The organism is Methylobacterium sp. Leaf113 (genome assembly GCF_001423325.1).
Lineage (GTDB): Bacteria > Pseudomonadota > Alphaproteobacteria > Rhizobiales > Beijerinckiaceae > Methylobacterium.
In genome coordinates, this window is sequence record NZ_LMNJ01000003.1 from 26,431 (window position 1) to 50,647 (window position 24,217).

Sequence of the window (24,217 nt, forward strand, 5' to 3'; positions counted from 1 at the left end):
GGCGCGGGCGACGAAGCGCTGGTGGGCCGTCATGCCCACGAGCATGGCGGCGACAAAGACCGCTACGGGCAGAGCCCCCGTCGACAGGGCCGCCACGGCGGGGCCGGGACAGAGGCCCGATAGGCCCCAGCCGATCCCGAACAGGGCCGCGCCGCCGATCAGCGACGAGTCGATCCGATGGTTCGTCGGCAGGTCGAAGGCGATAGCCAGTGCCGGGCGCGGCAGGCGCCGGGCCAGGGCGTATCCGAGGCCGGCGACGCTCACCAAGCCGCCGAGCACGAAGGCCAGGGTCGGGTCCCAGGCCTGACGCCCGTCGAAGGCGCCGGTCACGTCGAGGAAGTCCTGGACACGGGCCGGGTCGAGCATCCCCGAGAGCGACAGGCCGAGCCCGAAGATCAGTCCGGCGGTGAGGGCCGCGAGGAGGCTGAGCGCCGCGCTCACACCAGTGCTCGCAACAGGGCGACGGTGAGCATGCCGGTCCCCAAGAAAGTCAGGACCGCCGCCAGCGAGCGGGCCGAGAGTCGGGCGAGGCCGGCGACACCGTGGCCGCTGGTGCAGCCCGACCCGAGCCGGGTGCCGAAACCGACGAGGAGGCCGGCGACGGCGAGCACCGGCAGCGGGGCGACGAACCGCATCGCCGGCCAGGCCCCGGTGGCAAGGGCGAAGACCGGCGGCCCGGCGATCAGGCCGGCGACGAAGGCGGCATCGACCCACCAGCGCAGGCCCCGATCCCGGCCGAGGCCGGCCACGAGGCCGCTGATTCCGGCGATGCGCCCGTTCAGGAGCATCAGCAGCGCCACCGACAGGCCGATCAGCACGCCGCCGGCGAACCCGGACGCATAGGTGTTCATCGGAACCGGCCCTGCTCCGCCGCTGCGTGTCGCCTCATACTCTACCGGGCCCTATCCTAGCGGGCCATGCCCCAGCGCCGCACGGTGATCCGCTCGAAGGCCGCGAACACGAGGTTCTCGACCACGAGGCCGATGACGATGACCAGGACGAGCCCGGCGAAGACCCGGTCGGTGTAGAGCTCGTTGCGGTTCTGGAAGATGTACCAGCCGAGGCCACCCCGCCCCGAGGAAGCCCCGAACACCAGCTCGGCTGCGATCAGGGTGCGCCAGGCGAAGGCCCAGCCGATCTTCAGGCCGGACAGGATCGCCGGCAGGGCGGCCGGGATCAGGATCTGCAGGACGTAGGACGGCCCGCGCAGGCCGTAGTTGCGCCCCGCCATCCGCAGGGTCTCGGGTACGCCCTGGAAGCCCGCATAGGTGTTGAGCGCCATCGGCCACAGCACCGAGTGGATCAGTACGAAGATCAGGCTGCCGGGGCCGAGGCCGAACCAGAGCAGGGCGAGCGGCAGCAGGGCGATGGCCGGCAGCGGATTGAACATCGCCGTCAGGGTCGAGAGCAGGTCGCGGCCGAACTGCGTCGAGACCGCGAGCGTCGTCAGCCCGAAGGCCAGCACGATGCCGGCGAGGTAGCCCTGCACCAGCACGGTGAGCGAGATCCGCACCCGGTCGATGAGCTCGCCGTTGGCGAGGCCGTCGAAGAGGGCCGACATCGTGGCGAGAAATCCGGGCAGCAGCAGGTCGTTGTCCTGCCAGCGCGCCAGCCCCTCCCAGACCAGCGCCAGGGCGGCGATGATCAGGCCCTTGCGCAGCCAGTCCCGCTGCCACAGCCGCGCCCCGAGCGGCAGCGTGCGTTCCACCGGTGCCTCCACGAAGGGCGCGAGCACCCGGTCGTATTCCGGGCGGACCGGCGGCACCAGATCGCGCGGGACGCGGTTCCGGGTGAAGAGACCGGGGCGAGTCGCGGACGCGCTCATCGGGCCGCCTCCGCAGGGGCGTCGGTCTCGAACAGACGCGCGTGCAGCCGCTGCACCGCTCCCTGGAAGGCCTCGCTGCCGATGCTGGAGAGATCGAAGGCGTGGCTGTTGAACTCGGCCCGCACCCGGCCGGGATGGGGCGAGAGCAGGGCCACCCGGTTGCCGACCACGAGCGCCTCCTCGATCGAATGCGTGACGAAGAGCAGGGTGAAGCGAGCCTCGTCCCAGAGGGCGAGCAGCTCTTCCTGCATCCGCCGCCGGGTCAGGGCGTCGAGCGCCGCGAAGGGCTCGTCCATCATCAGCACCCGGGGCTGCATCGCCAGGGCGCGGGCGATGGCGACGCGCTGCTTCATGCCGCCCGAGAGCTGGTGCGGGTAGCTGTCGGCGAAGGGGGTGAGCCCGACCTTGTCGATGTAGTGGCGCGCGCGCTCCTGCGCCTCCCGCCGGCCGAGCGCCTTGGCGGCGCGCAGCGGGAAGGCGACGTTCTGCGCCACCGTCTTCCAGGGCGGCAGCTGATCGAATTCCTGGAACACCACGATGCGGTCGGGCCCGGGCGCCCGCACCGGAGCGCCCGCCAGGGTGATCGCGCCCTCCACCGGCGTGATGAAGCCGGCCGCTGCTTTCAGCAGGGTGGACTTGCCGCAGCCCGACGGCCCGAGCAGGACGAAGCGGTCGCCCGCATGGATGTCGAGGTCGATCCGGTGCGTGGCCCGCACCACCCGCTGCGGCGTGCGGTATTCCAGGGTGACGCCCCGGATCTGCAGCAGGGGCGACGGGTCGGGCGCGGGGGGAGGCGCTGGCTCCGGTGCCGGCCGGGCGGGCGCGGCGTCGCGCCGGCTGCCGTCGCGCGGGCGCGGCTCGGCCAGTTCGAGAACGGACAGGTCGGACAGGGTGGCGGCGTAGATCATCGCGGGCCGCTCAGCTGCCGGTATCGATGCGCGGATCGGCGAAGAAGTAGTCGCCGATGGCCTGGGGCGCGGACTTGATCGCCCCGACCCGATGCATGAACTGGCCCAGCCCGAGGGTATTCTCCGGCGCGACCTTGAAGGTCACGGCCGGGTTGGTGATGATTGTCTTGAGTAGCGCCGGATCGAGCTTGCTGTTGGTCGTCCGGACGTAGATCTCGGCCGCCTTGTCTGGATTCTCGGTGATGAACTTCGCCGCCTCGTCGAGCGCGTCCAGGAAGGCCTTGTAGGTCTTCGGGCTGGATTTGTAGAACGCCTCCGTCCCGTAGAGCACCGTCGAGGAGGACGGGCCGCCCTGGACGTCGTACGAATTCAGGACGATGCGGGCCTTGGGGTTCTCGGCCAGTTCCTGGTCCTGGAAGGGCGGATTGCCGAAATGCCCGGAGATCTCGGTGCCACCCTTGATGATCGCGGCTGCCGCCTCCGGATGTGGGACCGCGACGCTGATCCGGTCGAGCCTGGCGAAGTCCTTGTCGCCCCAGAGCTTGGCCGAGGCCCATTGCAGGATGCGCGACTGCACCGAGACGCCCACCGCCGGCACCGCGATCCGGTCCTTCTCGCCGAAATCGGCGATGCTCTTCACCGCGGGATTGTTGGTGACGAGGTAGTAGGGAAAGTTGCCGAGCGAGGCGACGCCCTTGACGTTCTGCCGGCCCCGGGTGCGGTCCCAGAGGGTGAACAGCGGACCGACCCCGGCCCCGGCGATCTCGATGTTGCCGGACAGCAGCGCGTCGTTGACCGCGGACCCGCCCGAGAGCTGAACGTAGTCGACCTTGATGTCGAGGCCGGCCGCCTTGCCGTGCTTCTCGATGAGCTTCTGGTCCTCGACCACGGCGAGGAGCAGGTAGACGACGCCGAACTGCTTGGCGATCCGCAGCTGGCCCTCGGCCGCCGCCGCGGCGCCGGAGAGCGTCGCGCAGAGCGCCAGTCCACCGAGCAGGGCTCCGGCGAGCCGCCGCGAGAGGAAGGTGTGTCGTCTGGTCGTCATCTGGCCCGCCGCTGACTTGTTGGGAGACACTGTCTCGCTCGGGGCAGTAATCTTGTTCCGAGGAGGCGATCCTGCCCGGAGAAGCTGCCTCATCCGAGGAGATATCCGGCGATCCGGGTCGACAGCGCGCTCCGGATCGATGACGAAGATGTTATCCTGGGTCCGAGGCGCGTCAATAAAAGCGAAGTCTTTATTCGAGTGGTGGCGGAGATGGTTCGTGTTCCCGGCCTCGGGTTCCGGAGAGCATTTCTCGCGAGGCGCACTTTATCGCCGAAACTCCGGCTCAGATGCTGGGAAATGCCGCTTCTTCTTGGCCTGGCCTGGCGGTCGGCCCGCTCGGCAGCCCCTTGGACGAACGGCCGCTCTGGTGACCCCGCCAGCAGCGGGGGCGGAACCCGCTCGTGCGTCCAGACGAGGAATGCTTCCAGTTCTGGCCGAGGCGGAGGCTATTCCTCTCGCCCGGGACAGAAAAACGAAAGACGCTTTCGTTGATCGCCCCGCCTGAATACGGTTGAATGCCGGTCTTCGGGGCGCCGTTGATGCGGCCCGCCCGCGCTCCGTCGCGGGCGGCCTCCGTGCCCTGATCCTCCCCACCCTCGTGCGGATTCCGTCCCATGCCCTCTGACGCCCTGCGCCGGCTCGCGCATCGACGCAGTTTCCTCCGCCTCGCGGGCGCCGCTGCCGGTGGGGTCGGGCTCACCGCAACGGCCCACGCCGCGGGCGCCGTCGAGCCCCTGGAGGTTCCCCCGTCGAGCCGCACCCCCGGGGCGCCGGTGGCCTCGCCGGCCTATGGTCAGCCCTCGCCCTTCGAGCGGCTGGGACGACGGCCGCGCAAGCTGCCACCCTTTCCGGGGGCGGCCTCGACGGGCACGCCGCTCCAGCACCTGCACGGGATCATCACCCCGAACGGCCTCCATTTCGAGCGTCACCATGCCGGCGTCCCGGCGATCGACCCGGACCGGCACCGGCTGGCGATCCACGGCCTGGTGGAGCGCCCCCTCGTTCTGACCCTGAACGACCTGTTGCGGATGCCCGCCGTGTCACGCATCCACTTCTTGGAATGCTCGGGCAACACGCCCTGGCTTGGGGCCAAGCCGTCCTGGACCCTGCAGGAGAGCCACGGCCTGCTCTCCTGCTCCGAGTGGACCGGGGTCGAGCTCGCCACCCTGCTCGACGAGGTCGGCGTGAGGCCGGGGGCCGCCTGGATCCTCGCCGAGGGTGCCGACGCCTCGGGAATGAGCCGCAGCCTTCCCCTCGACCTCGCCCGCGACGGGGCGATCCTGGCCTATGCCCAGAACGGCGAGCGCCTGCGCCCGGAGCAGGGCTATCCGCTGCGGCTGTTCGTGCCCGGTGTGGAGGGCAACCTCAGCGTCAAGTGGCTGCGCCGCCTCAAGGTCGGCGACCAGCCGTTCCAGACCCGCGAGGAGACTGCGAAGTACACCGACCTGATGCCGGACGGCACGGCCCGGCAGTTCACCTTCGTGATGGAGGCCAAATCCGTCATCACCACGCCTTCGGGCGGCGAGCGCCTGGGCGAGCCGGGCTTCCGGGAGATCCGGGGCCTCGCCTGGACCGGGCGGGGCCGGATCGCCCGGGTCGAGGTCTCCACGGACGGGGGCGCCCGCTGGCAGGCGGCGACCCTCGAAGGCCCGGTCCTACCGCGCTGCCTCACCCGGTTCCGGCTGCCCTGGCGCTGGGACGGCGGCTCGGCCCAGCTCCTCAGCCGCGCCATCGACGAGACCGGCTACGTCCAGCCCGATCGCGCCGCCCTGGTGGCGGTGCGGGGCACCCAGTCCTTCTACCACAACAACGCGACGTTCGGCTGGCGGATTGCCGCCGATGGAGGCGTCAGCCATGCGGGTTAGCCTTCTCGGGTCCCTCGCCTGCCTCGTCCTGACCGGTGCGGCCCTGGCCGATCCCGGCGGACCCGCCGCCGGCCTGCGCGGCCCGTCAGACCGCCTCGGGATCGGCCGTGCGGCCACACCGGAGCTCCTGGCCGCCTGGGACATCGACATCCGCGCCGATGGCCAGGGCCTGCCCCCTGGCCACGGCAGCGTCCGCGACGGTGCCGCCCTGTTCGAGGCGCGCTGTGCGGCCTGCCACGGGGCGAAGGGCGAAGGTGGCAGCGCCGACGCGCTGGCCGGCGGCCAGGGCTCTCTCGCCACGCCGAAGCCGGTCCGGACCGTGGGCAGCTACTGGCCCTACGCCACCACCCTGTTCGACTACATCCGCCGCGCCATGCCCTTCGACGCGCCGCAAACCCTCAGCGCAGACGAGACTTACGCCCTGAGCGCCTACGTCCTCCACCTCAATGGCCTCCTGCCGCAGGACGCCGTGTTGGATGCCGGCGCGCTCCCGGCGGTGGTGATGCCGAACCGGCACGGCTTCACCGGGGACGCACGCCCCGACATCCCGGTCACGGCCCGCTGAGGCCGCCGGAATCGGCCGCACAGGACAAGCCTGCTCCCGGGACTCGTCCGAGAGGAAGGCTGTGCCCGCAGGCGGTCGATCTTTGGAAACCGCTGTCATTGACCCCGGAGGCCCCGGATCGGCACACTTCTCAAAGGCGCGGCGCCCCCGTCCGCGCCCCGCGACGGCCCGTCCCAGAGCCTCGGACCGTGCCGCCGACGCCCCCGTCGCCCCCTCGAGCGAAGACGTGCAGATCGGAGTAAACGATGGTTCTCGGAGATCAGGTTGTGTTCGCCCGGCTCGACGTGGCCGATGCCCTCGGGATCTGGCGCCATGCCACCGGGCGCATCGTCGACGTCCTGCCGGCCCGGGACGGGGCGCAGGTCGTGGACGTACAGTTCGAGGGACATGGCCTCCTCGTGGGCTACATCGCCGCCCTCTTTCAGCGCGTCGGCTGAGGGCGATGCCGCCGCGTACCGCTCGGACCTCGCGATCCGCATGAGCCGATCCGCATGACCGCCGGCAGCCAGGCCTCGCGCGTCCCCAGCAGCCTCCTGCGCCCGCCCCTGCGCAGCGTAAGTCAGGCCACCGCCGCTCCCGACGTCTGGCGGGCGATGCGTGCCGAGGCGGAGGCGGCCCTGATCGAGGAGCCACTTTATGCCGGCATCATCCAGGCGACGGTGCTCGACCAGCCGAGCCTGATCCACGCCTTCGCCTACCGCCTTGCCCATCGCCTCGGCGACGGCGACCTCGCGCGGCTCTCCACCCGCGACCTCTGCCTCTCGGCCTTCGAGGCCGACCCGCATGCGGGCGAGCACGCCGTGCGCGACCTCGTGGCCATCCGCGAGCGCGACCCGACCTGCCGGCGCTACCTCGACCCCTTCCTCTTCTACAAGGGGCTCGCCGCCCTGGAGGGCTACCGGGTGGCGCACTGGCTCTGGCACCAGGGCCGGGCCACCCTGGCGCTGCACATCCAAAGCCGGATCTCCGAGGTGTTCGGAGCCGACATCCATCCGGCGGCGCAGATCGGGTCCGGCGTCTTCATCGACCACGCCACCGGCGTCGTGATCGGCGAGACCACGGTGATCGCCGACGACGTCTCGATCCTGCAATCGGTGACGCTTGGGGGCAACGGCAAGGAGAGCGGCGACCGGCACCCGAAGATCGAGCGCGGCGTGCTCCTCAGCGTCGGCGCCAAGGTGCTCGGCAACATCCGGGTCGGCGAGGGCGCGAAGGTGGCCGCCGCGGCCGTCGTCCTGCACGACGTGCCGGCCCACACCACCGTGGCGGGCGTACCGGCCCGCGTCGTATCGCGAATCAGTGCCGCCGAGGACCCGGCCCAGACCATGGACCAGTTCTTCGGTGACGGGATCTGAGGGGTCGGGGCCCGGACGGACGGCCCCGAGGGCTACGGCGGAGCCGGCTTCCAATCCTCGGGCGAACCTCGCGACCTGCCGCGTGCACGGGTGGCCCCTGCTGGGCGGGTGGATCGGACCAGATTGTCCCAACCGTCTCTCCGGATCGACCTCTTTGGAGAGCGATATTCACTAGTTGTCCGGCTTATAAGCAGTTTATCTTGCATACGAACCGCTTTGCGGCACATTCGTCTAGTATTGTCTGAAATTTGGAAAATTATTCCGTTGACGATGGTCCGCCGCCACGGCTAGTACCGCATCACGGCCGGCGCTGTACAAATAATCGCGCCGAATATGACAAGACTTAGCCGTGGTCGCCGCAGTGCTGTTCTTGCATCGTAGTCGCTCGACTGCGCTCGCGCGGATCCATGGCCGGATGCGCACGACACCACCCGACAATTTAAACGGAGACGACCAACCATGAGCGGACAGGGGCAAAGCGTGGGCGCATCCGCAGCACGCAATCTATCAACGGCGACCGTCACGTCGGTTCAGAACCTCGCCAACACCCCGCGCTGGCTCCTGCGGCTCCTGCCCTTTGTAAACGTGGATGGCGGCGTCTACCGTGTGAACCGGCGCGCCGTCGTGCTGGCCAAGCCCGGCCGCATCGCGTTCGCGGCCGCCGACAAGGGGCGCGCGATCAGCCCCGCTTCCTTACGCGCCGTGCCGCCGTTCAGCCGGCTGGGCGATGCCGAACTCGCGGCCCTCGCCGACCGGTTTACCGAGAGCAAACACAGCGCCGGCGAGACAATCTCGGAAGGCGGCGCGGGCGACCGCAGCCTGACCATCGTCGCCGACGGCACCGTCGAGCTGTCCCTGTCCGGCCCGTACCAGAACCGGCTGCGCTCGGGGCTCGCCACCCGCGGCGACTTCTTCGGCGACGACACCCTCACGGGCGACGGCCAGCCCGCGCCCGCCGTCAAGGCGCTCTCGGCCGTCACGCTGCTGACCCTCGACCGGGCGGCCCTGGACGACGACACCGTCAAGAACCGCATCGCGCAGTATGTCGAGGAGCGTGATCGCCTGAAGGGTCACACCAACAGCCACGGCGAGCAGGGCATCGAGCTCCTCGCCGTGCAGACCGGCGCGCCGCGCCTGCCCACCACCTTCGTGGATTACGAGATCGACCCGCGCGAGTACCACCTCTCCACGATCCAGACGATCCTCAACACCCACACCCGCGTCACCGACCTCTACTCAAACGAGATCGATCAGCTGCGCGAGCAGATTCGCCTCACGGTCGATGCCGTGAAGGAGCGGGAGGAGTGGGAGCTGCTCAACAATTCGGAATTCGGCCTGCTGAACGAGGTCGGCGGACGTCAGCGCATCCCCACCCGTGGCGGCCCACCCACGCCGGACGACCTCGACGAACTGCTGACGCTGGTCTGGAAGAAGCCCGCGTTCTTCGTGGCGCATCCCCGGGCCATCGCGGCCTTTGGACGGGAAGCCACCCGCCGCGGCGTGCCCCCGGTGGTGATCCACCTGTTCGGCGCGCCCTTCATCACCTGGCGCGGCGTGCCGCTCGTGCCGAGCGACAAGCTGCCGATCGACACCGATCCGCTCACCGGCGCCCAGACCACCTCGATCCTGCTGCTGCGCGTCGGCGAGGGCGAGCAGGGCGTGGTCGGCCTGCAGAAGTCCGGCGTCACCGGCGAGATCGAGCCCGGCCTGTCGGTGCGCTACATGGGCACCAACGACCATTCCATCGCCTCGCACCTCGTGACCCGCTACTTCTCCGCCGCCGTGCTGGTGGAGGATGCCATCGCACGCCTCGATAACGTTCTGCTGGGTAACTACCATGACTACGCCTGAGGCCGGCGTCTTGGGAACGTCCAGCTTCGGCCTCCCCACGGGCGCGGCCGGCGACTCCGCCGGTTCCTTGGCGCATGCCGACCTCATCGGACGCCTCGCCCGCGAAATCTACGGCCAGGGGAACGCGGCTTCCGCGCCGCTGGCCCCCGCGCTGCCGGCCGCGCCGCAGGGCCCCCAGGGTCTGGAGAGCCTTCCCCAGGCCCCCGGGCAGCTATCGCTTCCGGGTGCCCCCATCGGCACGCCCTCGGTGCCTCCGGGCGCCCTGCCGTCGGGCCTCCAGCCCGACGCCGCGGCCCTTGGGGCGCACAACGTCGGTAGCCCGAGCGTCGGGCTGCCGGGCCTGACCGGGCCGTCGGCCGCTAACCCGTTCGGCGCAACGCCCGCGCCGGCGGGCGCCGGCTTCATCGACACGGTGACGATCCCCTCGGTCCATCCCCTCGCCGACCCGTTGTCCGCCCGGCACGGCTTGCCGGAATTCTTCGTGCCCACCGTGCCGGAAGTGGCCGCCTTCCTGCCCGGCAGTCGTGATCTGCACCAGAAGATCGCTCAGGACCATCCGCGCGCGAATGCATTCGCTCATGCGATCGCACCGAGCCTCGTACCGGCCGATCCATCGAAGAGCGGCGGGGACGTAGCCCAGGCAAACTTCCAGCGCACAGGCCACCTCTCGGGCGAACCCGTCCGCGCGGCGCAGCCGGGCGATGACGCGGCGTCCGCGTCGGGCGACTATTATTTCCTCTCGGATTCCATCCAGACGCAGTCCCGGCGCGCCTCGAAGCCGCACGCCTTCCCGCGCGCCGAGCCCTCACGGCACGGCGGGCCGGCCCCGCGCGTGACCTCCCACGGGTCGAGCCCGGTGGCGGCGCCCTTCGATGTCGAGCGCGTCCGCAAGGACTTCCCGGCCCTCCACCAGAGCGTCAATGGGCACCCCCTGGTCTGGCTCGACAACGCGGCCACCACCCACAAGCCGCAGAGCGTCATCGACGCCACGTCTGAGTTCTATGCGCGCCACAACTCGAACATCCACCGGGCCGCCCACACTCTAGCGGCGCGTTCCACCGACCTGTTCGAGGGCGGGCGAGATAAGGTCCGGCGCTTCCTCAACGCGCCCTCCAAGGACGACATCGTCTTCCTGCGCGGCACCACGGAGGCGATCAACCTCGTGGCCAACGCGTATGGCCGCGCCAACGTCGGTCCGGGCGACGAGATCATTGTCTCTCAGATCGAGCACCACGCCAACATCGTGCCCTGGCAGCTCCTGACCCAGGCCACGGGCGCGACCCTGCGGGTGATCCCGGTGGACGACCGTGGCGAGATCATCTTCGAGCAGTTCGCCGCCCTGCTCTCGGGCCGCACCAAGATCGTCTCGATAACCCACGTCGCGAACGCCCTCGGCACCATCAACCCGGTCCGGGAGATCATCGCGCTGTCCCACGCCTACGGCGTGCCAGTGCTGGTGGATGCGGCGCAGTCCTCGCCCCACATCCCCCTCGACGTGCAGGCGCTCGATGCCGACTTCCTGGTATTCTCCGGCCACAAGGTCTTCGGGCCGACGGGAATCGGTGCCCTCTACGGCAAGAAGCACCTCCTGGAGGCGATGCCGCCCTGGCAGGGCGGCGGCCACATGATCGAGGACGTCACTTTCGCGAAGACCGTCTACAAGGGCGCGCCGGAGAAGTTCGAGGCTGGCACGCCCGATATCGCCGGTGCGGTCGGCCTCGGCGCCGCCCTCGACTACCTGGAAGGGGTCGGTCTGTCCGGCATCGCCGCCTACGAGCACGATCTGCTGGACTACGCGCAGGCCGGCCTCGCCGACGTGAAGGGTCTGCGCCTGATCGGCACCGCCCGCCAGAAGGCGAGCGTGATGTCTTTCGTCATCGACGGGCACGCCAACGAGGCTGTGGCCCACCATCTCGACGCACGCGGCATCGCGGTGCGATCGGGCCACCATTGCGCCCTGCCCGCCCTGCGTCGTTTCGGCGTCGACCAGTCGCTGCGGGCCTCGCTGGCCTTCTACAACACCCGCGCGGACGTGGACGCCTTCCTAACGGCGCTCCACCGCTTGCCGCGGCGATAGGAAGGGCGGTCTCGCCTTGTCCTATTTCCGAGAAGACCGGTCGTTGTGGTCCGCAATCAGGCGGCCATCACGGCCGCATGTACGACCGGGTTGGGTCGGCATCGGCCGGACCGCTCTATGGCTAGGATGGGTGAATTGTCTCCGGTCTTCTTTCGGGAAGAGGCCAGTAGATCAGACGTCGTCGACCATGGATTTGGCAACTCGGGCGTCCCAGCCAGCCATCGCGATATCGGCGACCGCGTCTAACTCTTCCCGGCTCGCGCCATCACGGGCCAGGATCGACATGCCGTTCTGAACGGTTTGCACGAAGCGGGAAAGAGCGCGAACGTTGGTGGAGGCCGGGAGCTCGCCTGCACCCATAGCCCTCTCCAGGCACGCCTGCAGGCTCTCAAGCGTACTGGCAAGGCCGTCTACCTCGACACCTACCGCTACTGGCTCAAGGTCTTCGCCGTGGCCTTCGCCATGGGTGTCGTCTCGGGCCTGGTGATGTCCTACCAGTTCGGCACCAACTGGTCGGTCTTCGCCGACCGTACGGCACCGATCCTGGGGCCGCTCCTCGGCTACGAGGTGCTCACCGCCTTCTTCCTTGAGGCGGGCTTCCTCGGCGTCATGCTGTTCGGATTGGAGCGCGTCGGCCCGCGTCTCCATTTCCTGGCGACATGCCTCGTCACATTCGGGACCATGACCTCGGCCTTCTGGATACTCTCAGCCAATTCCTGGATGCAGACTCCCACCGGGCATACGATGGGTGCTGACGGGCGGTTCGCCCCCGCCGACTGGTGGGCCATCGTCTTCAATCCGTCATTTCCCTACCGCTTCGCCCACACGGTGACCGGCGCCTACCTGACCACGGCGATGATCGTGGGCGCGGTCGGAGCATGGCACCTCCTTCGCGACCGCACGAACCCTCGCGCCCGAGTCATGTTCTCGATGGCCATGTGGATGGCCGCCGTCGTCGCGCCGGCGCTGCTGGTCATCGGCGACCTGCACGGCGCGAACACCTACGAGCACCAGCCCGCCAAGGTGGCGGCGATGGAAGGGCACTTCGAGTCCCGGACGCGCGCCCCCGCGCTGATGTTCGGATGGCCCGACGCCGATGCCGGCGAGACGCGCGGCGCCGTCGGCATCCCGGGGCTGGCCAGCCTCTACCTCACCCACGACCTCGACGGGACCGTGAAGGGTCTCAAGGACATGCCCCGCGCGACATGGCCGACCAACCTGCCGCTGGTGTTCTGGTCGTTCCGGGTCATGGTCGGCCTCGGTATTCTGATGATCGCCCTCGGCCTGGTCTCGCTGTGGCTGCGGTGGAAGGCCCGGCTCTACGACACCGCCTAATTCCAGCGCTTCGCGGTCGCCATGGGGCCGTCCGGGCTCATTGCCGTCACCGCCGGCTGGACCGTCACCGAGACGGGCCGCCAGCCCTTCACGGTCTACGGCCTGCTGCGCACCGCCGACAGCGTCTCACCAGTGGCCGCCCCCGCCGTCGCCGCCTCCCTCGCCGCGTTCGCGGTGGTCTACCTCGCCGTGTTCGGGGCGGGCATCTGGTACCTGCTCCACCTCTTCAACCAGACCCCGAAGGTGCACGAATCGGGACCACCGACCGGCGTGCCGATCCGCACCGCCGGCATCACCCCGGCGCCGGCGCTCGACACGCCGCATCACGGCGCCAGCAGTCCCGCCCTCCAGCCCGCGGAGTAGCTCCTATGGCCATCGACCTCACCCTCGTCTGGGCGCTCCTCATCGCCACCGCCATCTTTCTCTACGTCGTCATGGACGGCTTCGACCTCGGGGTCGGCATCCTGTTCCCGGCCATCCGCGAAAAGGGCGACCGGGACGTGATGGTGAACACCGTCGCCCCGGTCTGGGACGGCAACGAGACCTGGCTCATTCTCGGCGGCGGCGGCCTGTTCGCGGTGTTCCCGCTGGCCTACGCAACGCTGCTGCCGGCCCTCTACATCCCGCTGACCCTGATGCTGCTCGCCCTGGTTTTTCGTGGCGTCGCGTTCGAGATGCGGTTCCGAAGTGCCACCCCGCTCTCCCAAGCCGCTTGGGACGGCTCTTTCTCGGCCGGGAGCTATGTCGTGGCTTTTTGCCAGGGGATCTGCCTCGGCGCCCTGGTTCAGGGCGTCCGGGTCGAGGGGCGTGCCTATGCGGGCGGCTGGTGGGACTGGCTGACCCCGTTCTCCCTATTCACCGGGCTCGCCCTGGTCGTCGGCTACGGGTTGCTCGGAACGTGCTGGCTGATCTGGAAGACCGAGGGCGAGCTCCAGATCCGGGCCTATCGCTTCGCGAAGGGCTTCGGCATGGCGACCCTCCTCGCCATCGCCGTCGTGTCCGTTGCCATGCCATTCCTCAGCCCCGCCTTCCGCGATCGCTGGCTGACCTGGCCGGCGATGGCCTTCGTCGCCCCCGTCCCGCTCCTTGTCGGCCTTCTCGGCTGGCGCCTGCGCGATGCCCTCGACCGGCGCGAGGAGGTGGTGCCGTTCCTGTGCGGTCTCGGCCTGTTCTTGCTGTCCTATGTCGGACTCGGCATCAGCCTGTTCCCCATGATCGTGCCGCCCTCGGTGATGATCTGGGACGCGGCCACCCACCCGAGCAGCCAGCGCTTCCTCCTCGTCGGAACGGTCGTGCTGCTGCCGATGGTCCTCGGTTACACGGCCTACGTCTACTGGCTGTTCCGGGGTAAGGTCACCGCCGGCGCGCCGGGATATCATTGAGGGACCGCGTCATGACCATTCCGATCCCGATCCGTCGCCTCGCTTGGTTCGTGTTGCTCTGGGCCGGCGGCATCGCCTTCCTCACGGCGGTCGCCGTACCGCTCCGATGGCTTCTCAGGTGAGGGAAGCGACGGCACCATGAGGCCACGGGCCTGGAAACGGTGACCCCGCCATCCTCTCCAGGATCTGGCTCAGCGTGACCGGACGCCAGTTCCAGCAATCGACCCCAGCATCGAGGCTGGTCCGGGTGGGTGGCAGACTACCGTACGAATGGCCGTAAACGTGAAGATCGCCGTGCCAGGCATGGGGCTAGGTCACGTGCGCGTAATGACTGACCCACAGGGCGACCCGCTTGGGCATGCCCGGGTCCTCGACGAAGACCCATTGGATATCGACGACGGGGCCGGACCATTCGAGCCGCTCGCCCAACCCGACATCGTGGTTGCCCCGGACCAGGTGGATGCGACCGTGCAAGCGCGCCCGGATGATAGCCGCGTAGTCCAGGCTGCACCTGTAGGCGAAGTCCCCGAAGTGCCAAACGATGTCTTCGGGTCGGACGGCCTTGTTCCAGGCAGCGACCAGGGCCTCGTCATGGGCCTCGATGGTCTCGAACGGGCGTGGCCGAGCCATGCGGGGACTGAGCAGGCCTCGGTGGCCGAAATGGGTGTCCGCACAGAAAAGCGTTCTAGGCATTGTCAGCCTCCGGAAAGGGGGAGGCCTCGTACGGGACGTTGCGCTCCGCAGTCAGCGGGAAGGATGGACGTCCCTGGATTTCATCTGCCGAGCGCTCCTGGTGCGAACTGTCGATCGCACTGCCTGCCGCCTCCCGCAAGGGTTGGCCGGACCGGATCCACGGGTGAAGGCCGCCTCTCGATCCATTCCACGTGAGAGACCGGATGCCTTGCTGTCAGCCCTGTCGGAGCGGCCGGACATGGTTAAGGAATACTTGGAATGCGACAGCGAGCAACGGGAAGCGCTTGCTGCGTCCCACTGACGGTTCTGATCAAATCCGGCGGGAAGTCGGCCTCGGAACCGTCTGAGGAAAGCAGCCGTTCCTGGGGGCTGCCATCCGGCTGCGACCATGCTTGGCATCGTCGTCGGCGCGGAACGGGCCGCCAACAACGAACGAGGAAGCTCCCATGAGGAAGTCCGTTTTCGCAATCGCCGCCCTTGCGGCGCTCGGTGCCATTGGCATCGCCGCACCTGCGCTGGCCGCTCCCGGCCTGGTCGGCGCTGGCGAAGCCTCGACCAGTATCGTGGACGTCCGCATGGACGACACCCAGGCCCAACGTGGTCGTCACGGCATGCGGGGCCACCGCCACATGCGCGGCCATATGATGCGCCACCACCATCGCGGTCACATGATGCGGCATGGCCACGGCCGCCGCCACCACCGGATGTGATTGCCAGGGGCCCTTCGGGGCCCCTTTCTCGTTCCGGTAGAAGTCGCCAAATCCTTTGTCATATCCCCTCCAGGGGGATAGGATAGGCGGATGGAACATTCCTCCCATCCGGACATCGTGAAGCGCCTCAAGCGCGCCCACGGCCATCTCGCCGGCGTCATCGCGATGATCGAGGGCGGCCGGCCCTGCGTGGACCTTGCGCAGCAGCTCCATGCCGTCGAAAGCGCGATCACAAACGCCAAGAAGATCTTGATCCAGGACCACATGGAGCACTGCCTCGGCGACGGGATCGAGCACGGCGCCAAGGCCGCGAAGGATGCCCTCGCCGAGTTCAAGACCCTCGCGAAGTACCTTTGAGGCGGACCCGATGCTGAGCGTCCTCTCGAACCGCACCTATCGGCACCTGTTCGCCGCACAGGTGATCGCGCTCATCGGAACGGGCCTGCTCACGGTCGCCCTCGGGCTCCTGGCATTCCGGATCGCGGGTGATCGCGCCGGCACCGTCCTCGGGACCGCCCTCGCCATCAAGATGGTGGCCTACGTCCTCGTCGCCCCGGTGGCCCAGGCCTTCACGAGTCGGCTGCCCCGGCGCGCCTTCCTGGTGGCCACGGACCTCGTCCGGGCCGCCATCGCCCTGACGCTGCCCTTCGTCGATCAGGTCTGGCAGATCTACGTCCTGATCTTCGTCCTGCAGTCGGCCTCGGCCGCGTTCACCCCGACCTTCCAGGCCACCATCCCGGACATCCTGCCGGACGAGCGGGATTACACCCGAGCCTTGTCGCTCTCGCGTCTCGCCTACGACCTGGAGAACCTGCTCAGCCCGACCCTAGCAGCCCTTCTCCTGACGGTTGTGCCCTACAACGCCCTGTTCGGCGGCACCGTCGTCGGCTTCCTGTGCTCGGCGGCCCTGGTGGTGTCCGTGAGCCTGCCCATCGCCGCCCGGACCGACCGGCAAGGCGGCATTTACGACAGAACCACGCGGGGCCTCAGGATCTACCTATCGACACCGCGCCTGCGCGGGTTGCTCGCCCTCAACCTCGCGGTCGCCGCGGCCGGCGCCATAGTCATCGTCAACACCGTCGTGATCGTGCAGGGTCTCCTGCACCGGCCGCAAACGGACGTGGCCCTCGCCCTCGGCCTGTTCGGGGGCGGCTCCATGATCGCCGCCCTGACGCTGCCCCGCCTGCTCGACCGGCTGTCCGACAGGACCGTCATGATCCCAGCGGCCGCCTTGCTCGGCGGGGTCCTGTTCAGCGTCGCCGCCATTATCAGGGGTGGCACCATCGGCTGGCCGCTCCTCCTCGAAACCTGGCTCGTGCTCGGCATCGCCTACTCCGCCGTGCAGACCCCAACCGGCAGACTCCTGCGCAGGTCGGCGACCTCGGAGGACCGGCCGGCCGTGTTCGCGGCGCAGTTCGCCCTGTCCCACGCCGCCTGGCTCATCACCTACCCGCTGGCCGGCTGGCTCGGCGCCTCGCTCGGGATGCCCGCCACCTTGGCCCTCCTCGGGTGCCTGACGCTCGCGGGCGTCGCCATGGCGGCTTGGCTCTGGCCAGCATCCGATCCCGACGTGATCGAGCATGCCCATACCGACCTCGACCCAAGGCACCCTCACTTGCGCGGAGACCGGCGCCACGCCCATGCGTTCGTAATCGACGACCTGCACCATCATTGGCCGGCCCGGGCGGGATGAGGATGTCCCGGTTCATCGGCTGGTCAGCCCACCCGAACTACCCTGATTGTTGGAACCCCGACGCGTTCGATGGTACCGTCGAACGAGGAGAACCTTTGGTGACAGCCGCCCTGACAGCGCTGCGACGTCTCGGCACCGGCTTCATGCTGGTGGCGATGCTCGCGCTCGTGGTCAGCACCGGCCTCGCCTCCGCGAGCGGGTTCCCGCCACCTGCCGAAACGCTTGAAGACGCCGGTCCCGAGCATGCCCACATGCACGGCGACGGAACGGTCCACTCCCACCTCGTGGTGGCGGATCATGCCGATGACGGCGATCCGCTTGGGGACCCCGAGCATCACGAACACCAGAAGTCCTCGTGCTGCAGCCTGACGCAACCGGTCGCACTGCTCGGGGGCATCGACGCGACGGTGAACGGCGCCGCCGGTCCTGCCGCGCTGGCCCTGCCACCGTTGTTCCAGCCCTTCGGCATTGATCCGAACGGCTTGCGACGACCTCCAAGATCCCTGTCGGCAGCCTAGACGCGGACGTGCCCCACGGGCGCGGCCGCACCATGCGCTCGCTCGACAGGACTTCCCATCGTGCCCCGACATTTCAACGACGTCCGCAGGCGGCTGCGTAGCCGTATCCTCGGGTGGGCCATGTTCATGCTGGCCTCCACAGGTCTGTGCCTCACCGACGTGCCCGCCCATGCCGGCGGTGGCGACGACCACTCCCACGCCGCCCTACCGGTCGCGGTCGCGACCCAAGGCATGCCGCGCATCGCCCTGCAGTCCGATCTCTACGAGATCGTAGGGACGCTCCAGGACCTCAGGCTCACCCTCCACGTCGACCGAATGGACGATAACGAGCCGGTGACCAATGCGAAGGTCACCGTAACCCTCGGGGATGTACCCTCACCGCGACCCCGACCCCGGCCGGCACCTACGTCGTCGCGTCGTCCCGATTGGCCGAGCCCGGCGCCGTCGATGTCGTCGTCTCGGTCTCCGGTCCCGCCGGGGACGACCTCCTCATCGGGTCGCTTGCCATCCCAGGCATCGAGGGAGAAGCGGTGACCCAAGCCCTATCGGGCCATGACCACGGGTCCCTCCTCGACCGTGCCCGGAATGCCGTGGCTCCGCTCCGGCAGGTCCCGGGATGGGTCCTCGGGATCTTCGTCGCCGGCATCGGTCTCGGACTGCTCCTTCGGAGCCGGCGCGCGGCGCCGGTGGCTGTGGTCGCGGCGGGAGTCGTCGTGCTCGTCTCGACCGGGTTCGCGTTCGCCCATGGTGGCGAGGATCATGACCATGACGCGCCCGTGGCAGTGCCGGGCACCAACACTCCACAAAGGATGCCTGACGGGGCGGTGTTCGTGCCCAAACCCTCGCAGCGCATCCTGGAGGTCCGCACCACAGTCGCCAAGCCGGCGACCGTCGAGGCGGCCACCCGCCTCATCGGCAAGGTCATCCCGGACCCGAACCGGGGTGGTCTCGTCCAAAGCATCGGCGGCGGCCGCGTGATCGCCCCGCCCGCTGGCATGCCGCAACTCGGCCAGGCCGTCCGCAAGGGCGACGTTCTCGCCCACGTCGAACGCCCCATCATCCAGGCCGACCAGGCCATCGTCGTCGAGAAGGTCGGCGAGATCGAGCAGATGATCGGGCTGGCCGAGGCCAAGCTCGCCCGGGCCAAGCGCCTCGTGACGACCGGTTCCGGGACGACCATCTCGGTGTCCGATCTGGAGATCGAGCTGGAAGGCATGCGCCGGCGCCGCGCCGCCGTCAGCGACATTCGCACCACCCCGGAGACCCTGACCTCGCCGGCCGATGGCGTCATCGCGTCGAGCCGGGTCGTCGCCGGCCAGGTCGTGCAAGGACAGGACATCCTATTCCAGGTCGTGGACCCGAAGAACCTTTGGGTCGAGGCCCTGGCGTTCGAGACCCTGCCGCCCCTGCCGGAGGATGCCACCGCCCTGACCTTGGAGGGCATCACCCTGAAGCTGTCTCCGAAAGGCGTAAGCCGCGCCCTGCAGCAGCAGGCAACGGTGGTGCAGTTCGCCGTGATCGACCCGCCGGCCAACCTGCGGGTGGGCCAGCCGGTGACCGTCCTGTCCCGGACCGGCGCCAGCGCCACCGGCATCGTCCTGCCGCGCAACGCCGTGGTCCGGTCGGGCAACGGCGAGGCCATGGTCTGGCGCCACGTCGAGCCCGAACGGTTCGAGCCGCGTCCCGTCCGGACCGAGCCCCTCGACGCGACCCGCCTGATCGTCCGGGCCGGCGTGGCCGAGGGTGACCGCGTCGTCGTGCGTGGTGCCGACCTCATCAACCAGATCCGGTGAGGCCGCCATGTTCGGATTGATCGTCCGCGCCAGCCTGCGCAATCGCCTCTTCGTCCTCGCCGCGGCCGTCATCCTGGTGGCCTACGGCAGCTTCGTGCTGCCCCGGCTCCCCGTCGACGTGCTGCCCGACCTCAACCGGCCCATGGTCACCATCATGACCGAGGCCGAGGGCTTGGCTCCCCAGGAGGTCGAGCAGGTCGTCACCTATCCGGTCGAGGCCGCCATGAACGGCATGCCGGGCGTCGCCCGGGTCCGCTCGGTCTCCAGCCCGGGCCTGTCCATCGTCTACGTCGAGTTCGATTGGTCGACGGACGTCTATCGCAGCCGGCAACTCGTCTCGGAAAAGCTCGCCATCGTGCGCGAGGGCCTGCCGCGCGGGGTCAGCCCGCACATGGGGCCGGTCACCTCGATCATGGGCGAGATCCTGCTTGTGGCCATCACGGCGGACGCCATGCCCGCCATGGAGGTGCGCGAGCTCGCCGACTTCACCATCCGCCCGCAGATCCTGAGCATCTCCGGGGTCTCGCAGGTCATCCCCATCGGCGGCGAGGTGCGCCAGTACCGGGTGTCGCCGGACCCGGCCGCGATGCAGAACCTCGACGTCACCCCGGAGCAGGTCGAGACGGCGGTCTCGCGCTTCGGCACCAACACCGGCGGCGGCTTCATCGACCAACACGGGCGCGAATATCTCATCCGCAACGTCGGCCTGACCAAGCGGCTCGACGACCTACGCAACACGGTCGTGACCTACCGCCAGGGTCAGCCCGTGCTCCTGCGCCAGGTCGCGGGCGTCGACTTCGCCCCGGCGGTGAAGCGCGGCGACGCCGGGTTCAACGGACGCTCGGCCGTCATCGTCTCGATCCAGAAACAGCCCGGCGCCGACACCGTCGAACTCACCCGAAAAATCGAATCCGCGCTCGATTCCATTCAGAAAACCCTTCCGGCGGGTGTGAACGCCAAGAACATTCAGTTCCGGCAAGCGACCTTCATCGAGGCGTCGGTCGGCAACGTGAAGCGGGTCCTCGTCGAGGCCGGCATCGTGGTTTCCGTCGTGCTCATCGCCTTCCTGATGAACGTCCGGGCGACCGTGATCTCGCTGACCGCCATCCCGATCTCGGTGCTGGTCACGGTGACGGTGTTCCAGGCCCTCGGGCTGACCATCAACACGATGACCCTGGGCGGCCTCGCCATCGCCATCGGCGAACTCGTCGACGACGCGGTGGTCGACGTCGAGAACATCATCCGCCGGCTCGGGGAGAACCGCGAGAGCCCGACCCCCCGGCCGGTACTTGAGGTCGTGGCGGCGGCGAGCCAGGAGGTGCGCTCCGGCATCGTCTACGCGACGCTGATCGTCATCCTGGTGTTCGTGCCCCTGTTCGCCCTGTCGGGCATCGAGGGCCGTCTCTTCGCGCCTCTCGGCGTCGCCTACATCGTCTCGATCCTGGCGAGCCTCGTCGTCTCCATCACCCTGACGCCGGTTCTGGCCTCCTACCTCCTGGCCGGGGGGACCGGCCACAAGGCTCTCGACACCTGGCTGGTGCGTCACCTCAAGCGCGGCAACGCCGCTCTGCTGTCATGGGCGTTCGGGCATCGGGCGATCCTGCTCGGGCTGACCGGGCTCGCGGTCGCCGCAGCCGGCGTTGCCGCCGCCCGGCTCCCCCGGGCGTTCCTGCCGCCCTTCAACGAGGGCACGCTCGCTCTGGGGCTCGCCTACAATCCCGGCATCTCGCTCGGCGAGAGCCACCGCCTCGGCCTCGTCGCCGAGCGCCTTATCGGCGAGGTACCCGAGGTGATCTCGGTCGGTCGCCGGACCGGCCGTGCCGAGATGGACGAGCATGCCGAAGGCGTGCATTCGAGCGAGCTCGACGTCGACCTGAAGCCGGGCCGGCCGAAGGAGGCCATCCTCGCGGACCTGCGGTCCCGCCTCGCGGTGCTGCCGGCCGTCCTGAATGTGGGACAGCCGATCTCGCACCGGCTCGACCACATGCTCTCCGGCATCCGGGCCGAAGTCGCCATCAAGATCTACGGCGACGACCTCGACACCCTCAGGAGCCTCGCTGAGACCCTGCGGACCAAGGTCGCCGGCATCGACGGCATGGCGGACCTCCAGGTCGAGAAGCAGGTCCGCATCCCCCAACTCCGGGTCGACGTCGACCACGAGCGGGCGGCCCTCTACGGCCTGACGCCGGCCTCCGTCACCGACGCCCTCGCCACCTTGAGCAACGGGCGCACGGTCTCTCAGATCATCGAGGGCAACCGGCGCTTCGACGTCGTCATCCGGCTCGGGGACGAGGACCGCTCGACTACCGGCCTAGGCGACCTCCTCATCTCGACCCCGGCCGGACGCATCCCGTTGCGCCGGGTCGCCGACGTCACCGAGGCCGACGGCCCGAACCAGATCAATCGCGAGAACACCCAGAGGCGGATCGCGGTCTTCGGTAACACGGACAAGCGGCGCGACCTCGCCGCGGTGGTCGCGGACGTGCGCAGGGTCGTGGACGAGACCAAGTGGCCGGCAGGCTACCGCGTGGGCCTGGAGGGGACGTTCCAGGCCCAGGAGGAGGCTTCCACGCGGATCGGCATGCTGCCCCTCGTGGCCCTCGCCCTGATCTTCACGGTGCTGTTCGGGCGGTACCGCTCGGTGCCCCTGGCGCTCATCGTCATGGCCAGCATCCCGCTCGCCCTGATCGGTAGTGTCGCGGCCCTATGGCTTGCCGTACAGCCACTGTCCGTCGCGTCGATGGTCGGCTTCATCACCCTGGCCGGCATCACGGCCCGGAACGGCATCCTGAAGATCTCGCACTACCTCAACCTCGCGCTCCACGAGGGCGAGGCGTTCGGGCCGGCCCTTGTCGTTCGCGGGAGTCTGGAGCGCCTGACGCCCGTGCTGATGACCGCACTCTCCGCCGGATTGGCCCTGCTGCCCCTCGTGGTCGGCGCCGAGGAGCCCGGCCGCGAGATCCTGCACCCGGTCGCAGTCACCATCCTCGGCGGCCTCGTGAGCGCGACCGTGCTCGATACCCTTCTGACGCCCGTCCTGTTCCTCGCCTTCGGCCGCAAGGCCCTGGAGCGATTGCAGGCGGCGCGGAGCGGCGGCCTCACCCCCGCCGAAGCCTTCTGACCCCTACGGAAAGGAACCGACCCATGAAGACCATGACCCTGGCTCTCGCAGTCACCCTCGCGCTTTCGACTTCGGCCTTCGCGGCCGGCGGCGGGCATTCCCATAAGGGCCCGAACGGCGGCGAACTCATCGATGTGAAGGGGGGCCACGCGGAGCTCGTCGACACCCAGACCGAGATCGCGCTCTACTTCAGCGACGAGGACGGAAAGCCGCAATCGGCCAAGGGCGCCTCGGGCAAGGCCACCGTGATGTCGGCCGGCAAGACCGAGACGCTGGTGCTCTCGCCAGCCAATTCCGAAAAGCTCACGGCTCCCCTCGCGCAACCTCTGGCCAAGGGCGACAAGGTCGTCGTGTCGGCCAAGACCGCGGACGGTCGCTCGATCCAGGTCCGTCACGTCGAGAAGTGAGACCCTGAGGTGGGCCGATGCTTCTCGGCCCGCCTCGCCTCGGGACTTGGGCTCTACCGCGCTGACCAAGGCATCGTAGGCCCCACAAGCGTCTAGGCCTTCGGACAAGGCAGATCGCGTTCGAGATCCGGCTTGACAGACCCCGGTCTTGGGCCATGTATTGCGCCATCGGGATGCGATCTCCCGACGAGGCTTAGGCCGAAGTATCGCGTCCAACCTGCATATCCCTGCAAGGACGCGCCGTGGCCTTACCCAACTCGATTTCCGTCGAAAAACTCGCTCGCCTTATCGGAACGCCGGCATGCCCGGTGCTCGTCGATGTGCGCTCAGCCGCCGACTTGCGGTCGGACCCGCGCCTGATCCCGAGTTCCAGACTCTACGACTTGGATAAGGTCGCCGACTGGGGCGGCACGCTTCGCGGACGCACTGCCGTCGTGCTCTGCCAGGAAGGGCACAGCTGTAGCCAAGGGGTCGCCGCCTGGCTACGGACCCAAGGCGTGGTGGCCGAGACCCTCGAAGGCGGGATCGCGGATTGGATTGCCGCCGAGCGCCCCATGGTCCCGATGGAGAAGCTTCGAAACCGCGATGCGCAGGGCCGGACCATTTGGGTGACCCGGTCGCGCCCCAAGGTCGACCGCATCGCCTGTCCCTGGCTCATCCGACGCTTCGTCGACCCGGACGCGGTGTTCCTGTTCGTACCACCCTCCGAGGTTGCCGACGTCGCCAAACGCTTCGACGGCGAGGCGTTCAACATCGACGATGCCGGGGTGTTCTGGAGCCACAGGGGCGAGCTCTGCACCTTCGACGTCATGGTCCAGGAACTGGGCCTGACGACCGATCCGCTCCAACGCCTTGCCACGCTGGTCAGGGGCGCCGACACCGGCCGTCCCGACCTGGCACCCGAGGCCGCCGGGCTCCTCGCCGCCTCGCTCGGCCTATCGCGGATCTACGCCGACGACCTGGAGCAGCTCGATGCCGGCATGCTCCTGTACGACGCCTTCTATCGCTGGTGCCGGGATGCCTCGGAGGAGACCCACAATTGGCCGACTAACAAGCCGAAGGAAAGGTCCTGAC

General features: G+C 69.0%; 21 protein-coding genes and 3 pseudogenes. 17 read left to right on the plus strand and 7 right to left on the minus strand.

From position 1 onward, the window contains the following. Positions 1-9: 9 nt before the first annotated feature. From ASF60_RS25465 to ASF60_RS03735, 5 genes and pseudogenes are all read right to left on the minus strand, one after another. Positions 10-441 (minus strand): annotated as a pseudogene (locus ASF60_RS25465) (DUF6691 family protein); the annotation flags it as partial. Further along, positions 438-851, minus strand: coding sequence for a YeeE/YedE family protein (locus tag ASF60_RS03720; protein WP_056180616.1), 414 nt, complete (start codon positions 849-851; stop codon positions 438-440). The pseudogene ASF60_RS25465 and the gene ASF60_RS03720, both read right to left, overlap by 4 nt. Before the next feature lie 56 nt (positions 852-907). Then, positions 908-1,825: an ABC transporter permease gene (locus ASF60_RS03725; RefSeq protein WP_056180620.1), complete on the minus strand. Its 918-nt coding sequence runs from the start codon at positions 1,823-1,825 to the stop codon at positions 908-910. Next, positions 1,822-2,733: an ABC transporter ATP-binding protein gene (locus ASF60_RS03730; RefSeq protein WP_082507734.1), complete on the minus strand. Its 912-nt coding sequence runs from the start codon at positions 2,731-2,733 to the stop codon at positions 1,822-1,824. The genes ASF60_RS03725 and ASF60_RS03730 overlap by 4 nt, the downstream gene beginning before the upstream one ends. Positions 2,734-2,743: 10 nt before the next feature. Further along, positions 2,744-3,778, minus strand: a complete 1,035-nt coding sequence (locus tag ASF60_RS03735) for an ABC transporter substrate-binding protein (protein WP_056180622.1) — start codon at positions 3,776-3,778, stop codon at positions 2,744-2,746. A gap of 614 nt (positions 3,779-4,392) precedes the next feature. Between ASF60_RS03735 and soxC the strand changes: the two genes are divergently transcribed. The 6 genes from soxC to ASF60_RS03765 all read left to right on the plus strand — a co-directional run bounded on the left by soxC (position 4,393) and on the right by ASF60_RS03765 (position 11,491). Continuing rightward, positions 4,393-5,643, plus strand: coding sequence for a sulfite dehydrogenase (gene soxC, locus ASF60_RS03740; protein WP_056180624.1), 1,251 nt, complete (start codon positions 4,393-4,395; stop codon positions 5,641-5,643). Next, on the plus strand, positions 5,633-6,208 hold the full coding sequence (locus ASF60_RS03745) for a c-type cytochrome (RefSeq protein ID WP_056180626.1): 576 nt from the start codon (positions 5,633-5,635) through the stop codon (positions 6,206-6,208). The genes soxC and ASF60_RS03745 overlap by 11 nt, the downstream gene beginning before the upstream one ends. Positions 6,209-6,453: 245 nt before the next feature. Continuing rightward, on the plus strand, positions 6,454-6,645 hold the full coding sequence (locus ASF60_RS03750; RefSeq protein WP_056180629.1) for a hypothetical protein: 192 nt from the start codon (positions 6,454-6,456) through the stop codon (positions 6,643-6,645). Between the two features lie 54 nt (positions 6,646-6,699). After that, positions 6,700-7,563 (plus strand): serine O-acetyltransferase, encoded by an 864-nt coding sequence (cysE, locus tag ASF60_RS03755; protein ID WP_056180632.1) that lies wholly within the window; start codon positions 6,700-6,702, stop codon positions 7,561-7,563. Between the two features lie 459 nt (positions 7,564-8,022). Further along, entirely contained in the window at positions 8,023-9,414 is a 1,392-nt protein-coding gene (locus ASF60_RS25960; protein WP_056180635.1) for a family 2B encapsulin nanocompartment shell protein, read from the plus strand. Beyond that, positions 9,401-11,491, plus strand: a complete 2,091-nt coding sequence (locus ASF60_RS03765) for a family 2A encapsulin nanocompartment cargo protein cysteine desulfurase (protein ID WP_056180637.1) — start codon at positions 9,401-9,403, stop codon at positions 11,489-11,491. Before ASF60_RS25960 ends, ASF60_RS03765 begins: the two co-directional genes overlap by 14 nt. Before the next feature lie 171 nt (positions 11,492-11,662). Here the strand turns inward: ASF60_RS03765 and ASF60_RS25480 are convergent. Continuing rightward, positions 11,663-11,893: pseudogene (locus ASF60_RS25480) on the minus strand (TetR/AcrR family transcriptional regulator); the annotation flags it as partial. On the opposite strand from ASF60_RS25480, the pseudogene ASF60_RS03770 reads away from it, so the two are divergent. From ASF60_RS03770 to ASF60_RS24245, 3 genes and pseudogenes are all read left to right on the plus strand, one after another. Further along, a pseudogene (locus tag ASF60_RS03770) lies at positions 11,888-13,189 on the plus strand (cytochrome ubiquinol oxidase subunit I); the annotation flags it as partial. The pseudogenes ASF60_RS25480 and ASF60_RS03770 overlap by 6 nt on opposite strands. 5 nt (positions 13,190-13,194) lie before the next feature. Further along, the gene (gene cydB, locus ASF60_RS03775) at positions 13,195-14,208 is read left to right on the plus strand and encodes a cytochrome d ubiquinol oxidase subunit II (RefSeq protein WP_056180644.1); all 1,014 of its coding nucleotides are present in this window, start codon (positions 13,195-13,197) and stop codon (positions 14,206-14,208) included. Between the two features lie 11 nt (positions 14,209-14,219). Continuing rightward, entirely contained in the window at positions 14,220-14,330 is a 111-nt protein-coding gene (locus ASF60_RS24245) for a DUF2474 domain-containing protein (RefSeq protein ID WP_156633833.1), read from the plus strand. A 187-nt stretch (positions 14,331-14,517) separates the two neighbouring features. Here ASF60_RS24245 and ASF60_RS03780 read toward each other — a convergent pair whose 3' ends face one another. Beyond that, positions 14,518-14,901: a metallophosphoesterase gene (locus ASF60_RS03780; RefSeq protein ID WP_338011491.1), complete on the minus strand. Its 384-nt coding sequence runs from the start codon at positions 14,899-14,901 to the stop codon at positions 14,518-14,520. A gap of 446 nt (positions 14,902-15,347) precedes the next feature. Between ASF60_RS03780 and ASF60_RS03785 the strand changes: the two genes are divergently transcribed. The 8 genes from ASF60_RS03785 to ASF60_RS03820 all read left to right on the plus strand — a co-directional run bounded on the left by ASF60_RS03785 (position 15,348) and on the right by ASF60_RS03820 (position 24,216). Further along, positions 15,348-15,611 (plus strand): hypothetical protein, encoded by a 264-nt coding sequence (locus ASF60_RS03785; protein ID WP_056180647.1) that lies wholly within the window; start codon positions 15,348-15,350, stop codon positions 15,609-15,611. A 90-nt stretch (positions 15,612-15,701) separates the two neighbouring features. Further along, the gene (locus ASF60_RS03790) at positions 15,702-15,968 is read left to right on the plus strand and encodes a metal-sensing transcriptional repressor (protein ID WP_056180650.1); all 267 of its coding nucleotides are present in this window, start codon (positions 15,702-15,704) and stop codon (positions 15,966-15,968) included. Positions 15,969-15,978: 10 nt separating this feature from the next. Continuing rightward, complete coding sequence (locus ASF60_RS03795) at positions 15,979-17,304, plus strand: MFS transporter (protein ID WP_056180651.1); 1,326 nt, start codon at positions 15,979-15,981, stop codon at positions 17,302-17,304. 2 nt (positions 17,305-17,306) lie between these two features. Continuing rightward, complete coding sequence (locus ASF60_RS03800; protein WP_244478314.1) at positions 17,307-17,822, plus strand: DNA polymerase III subunit gamma/tau; 516 nt, start codon at positions 17,307-17,309, stop codon at positions 17,820-17,822. Between the two features lie 530 nt (positions 17,823-18,352). After that, positions 18,353-19,615 carry an efflux RND transporter periplasmic adaptor subunit gene (locus ASF60_RS03805; protein ID WP_244478315.1) on the plus strand — a complete coding sequence of 421 codons (1,263 nt, stop codon included), beginning with the start codon at positions 18,353-18,355 and terminating at the stop codon, positions 19,613-19,615. A gap of 7 nt (positions 19,616-19,622) precedes the next feature. Then, positions 19,623-22,736: an efflux RND transporter permease subunit gene (locus ASF60_RS03810; protein WP_056180654.1), complete on the plus strand. Its 3,114-nt coding sequence runs from the start codon at positions 19,623-19,625 to the stop codon at positions 22,734-22,736. A 23-nt stretch (positions 22,737-22,759) separates the two neighbouring features. Continuing rightward, complete coding sequence (locus ASF60_RS03815; protein WP_056180657.1) at positions 22,760-23,143, plus strand: hypothetical protein; 384 nt, start codon at positions 22,760-22,762, stop codon at positions 23,141-23,143. A 242-nt stretch (positions 23,144-23,385) separates the two neighbouring features. Further along, positions 23,386-24,216 carry a chromate resistance protein ChrB domain-containing protein gene (locus ASF60_RS03820; protein WP_056180659.1) on the plus strand — a complete coding sequence of 277 codons (831 nt, stop codon included), beginning with the start codon at positions 23,386-23,388 and terminating at the stop codon, positions 24,214-24,216. The last annotated feature ends 1 nt before the right edge of the window (position 24,217 follow it).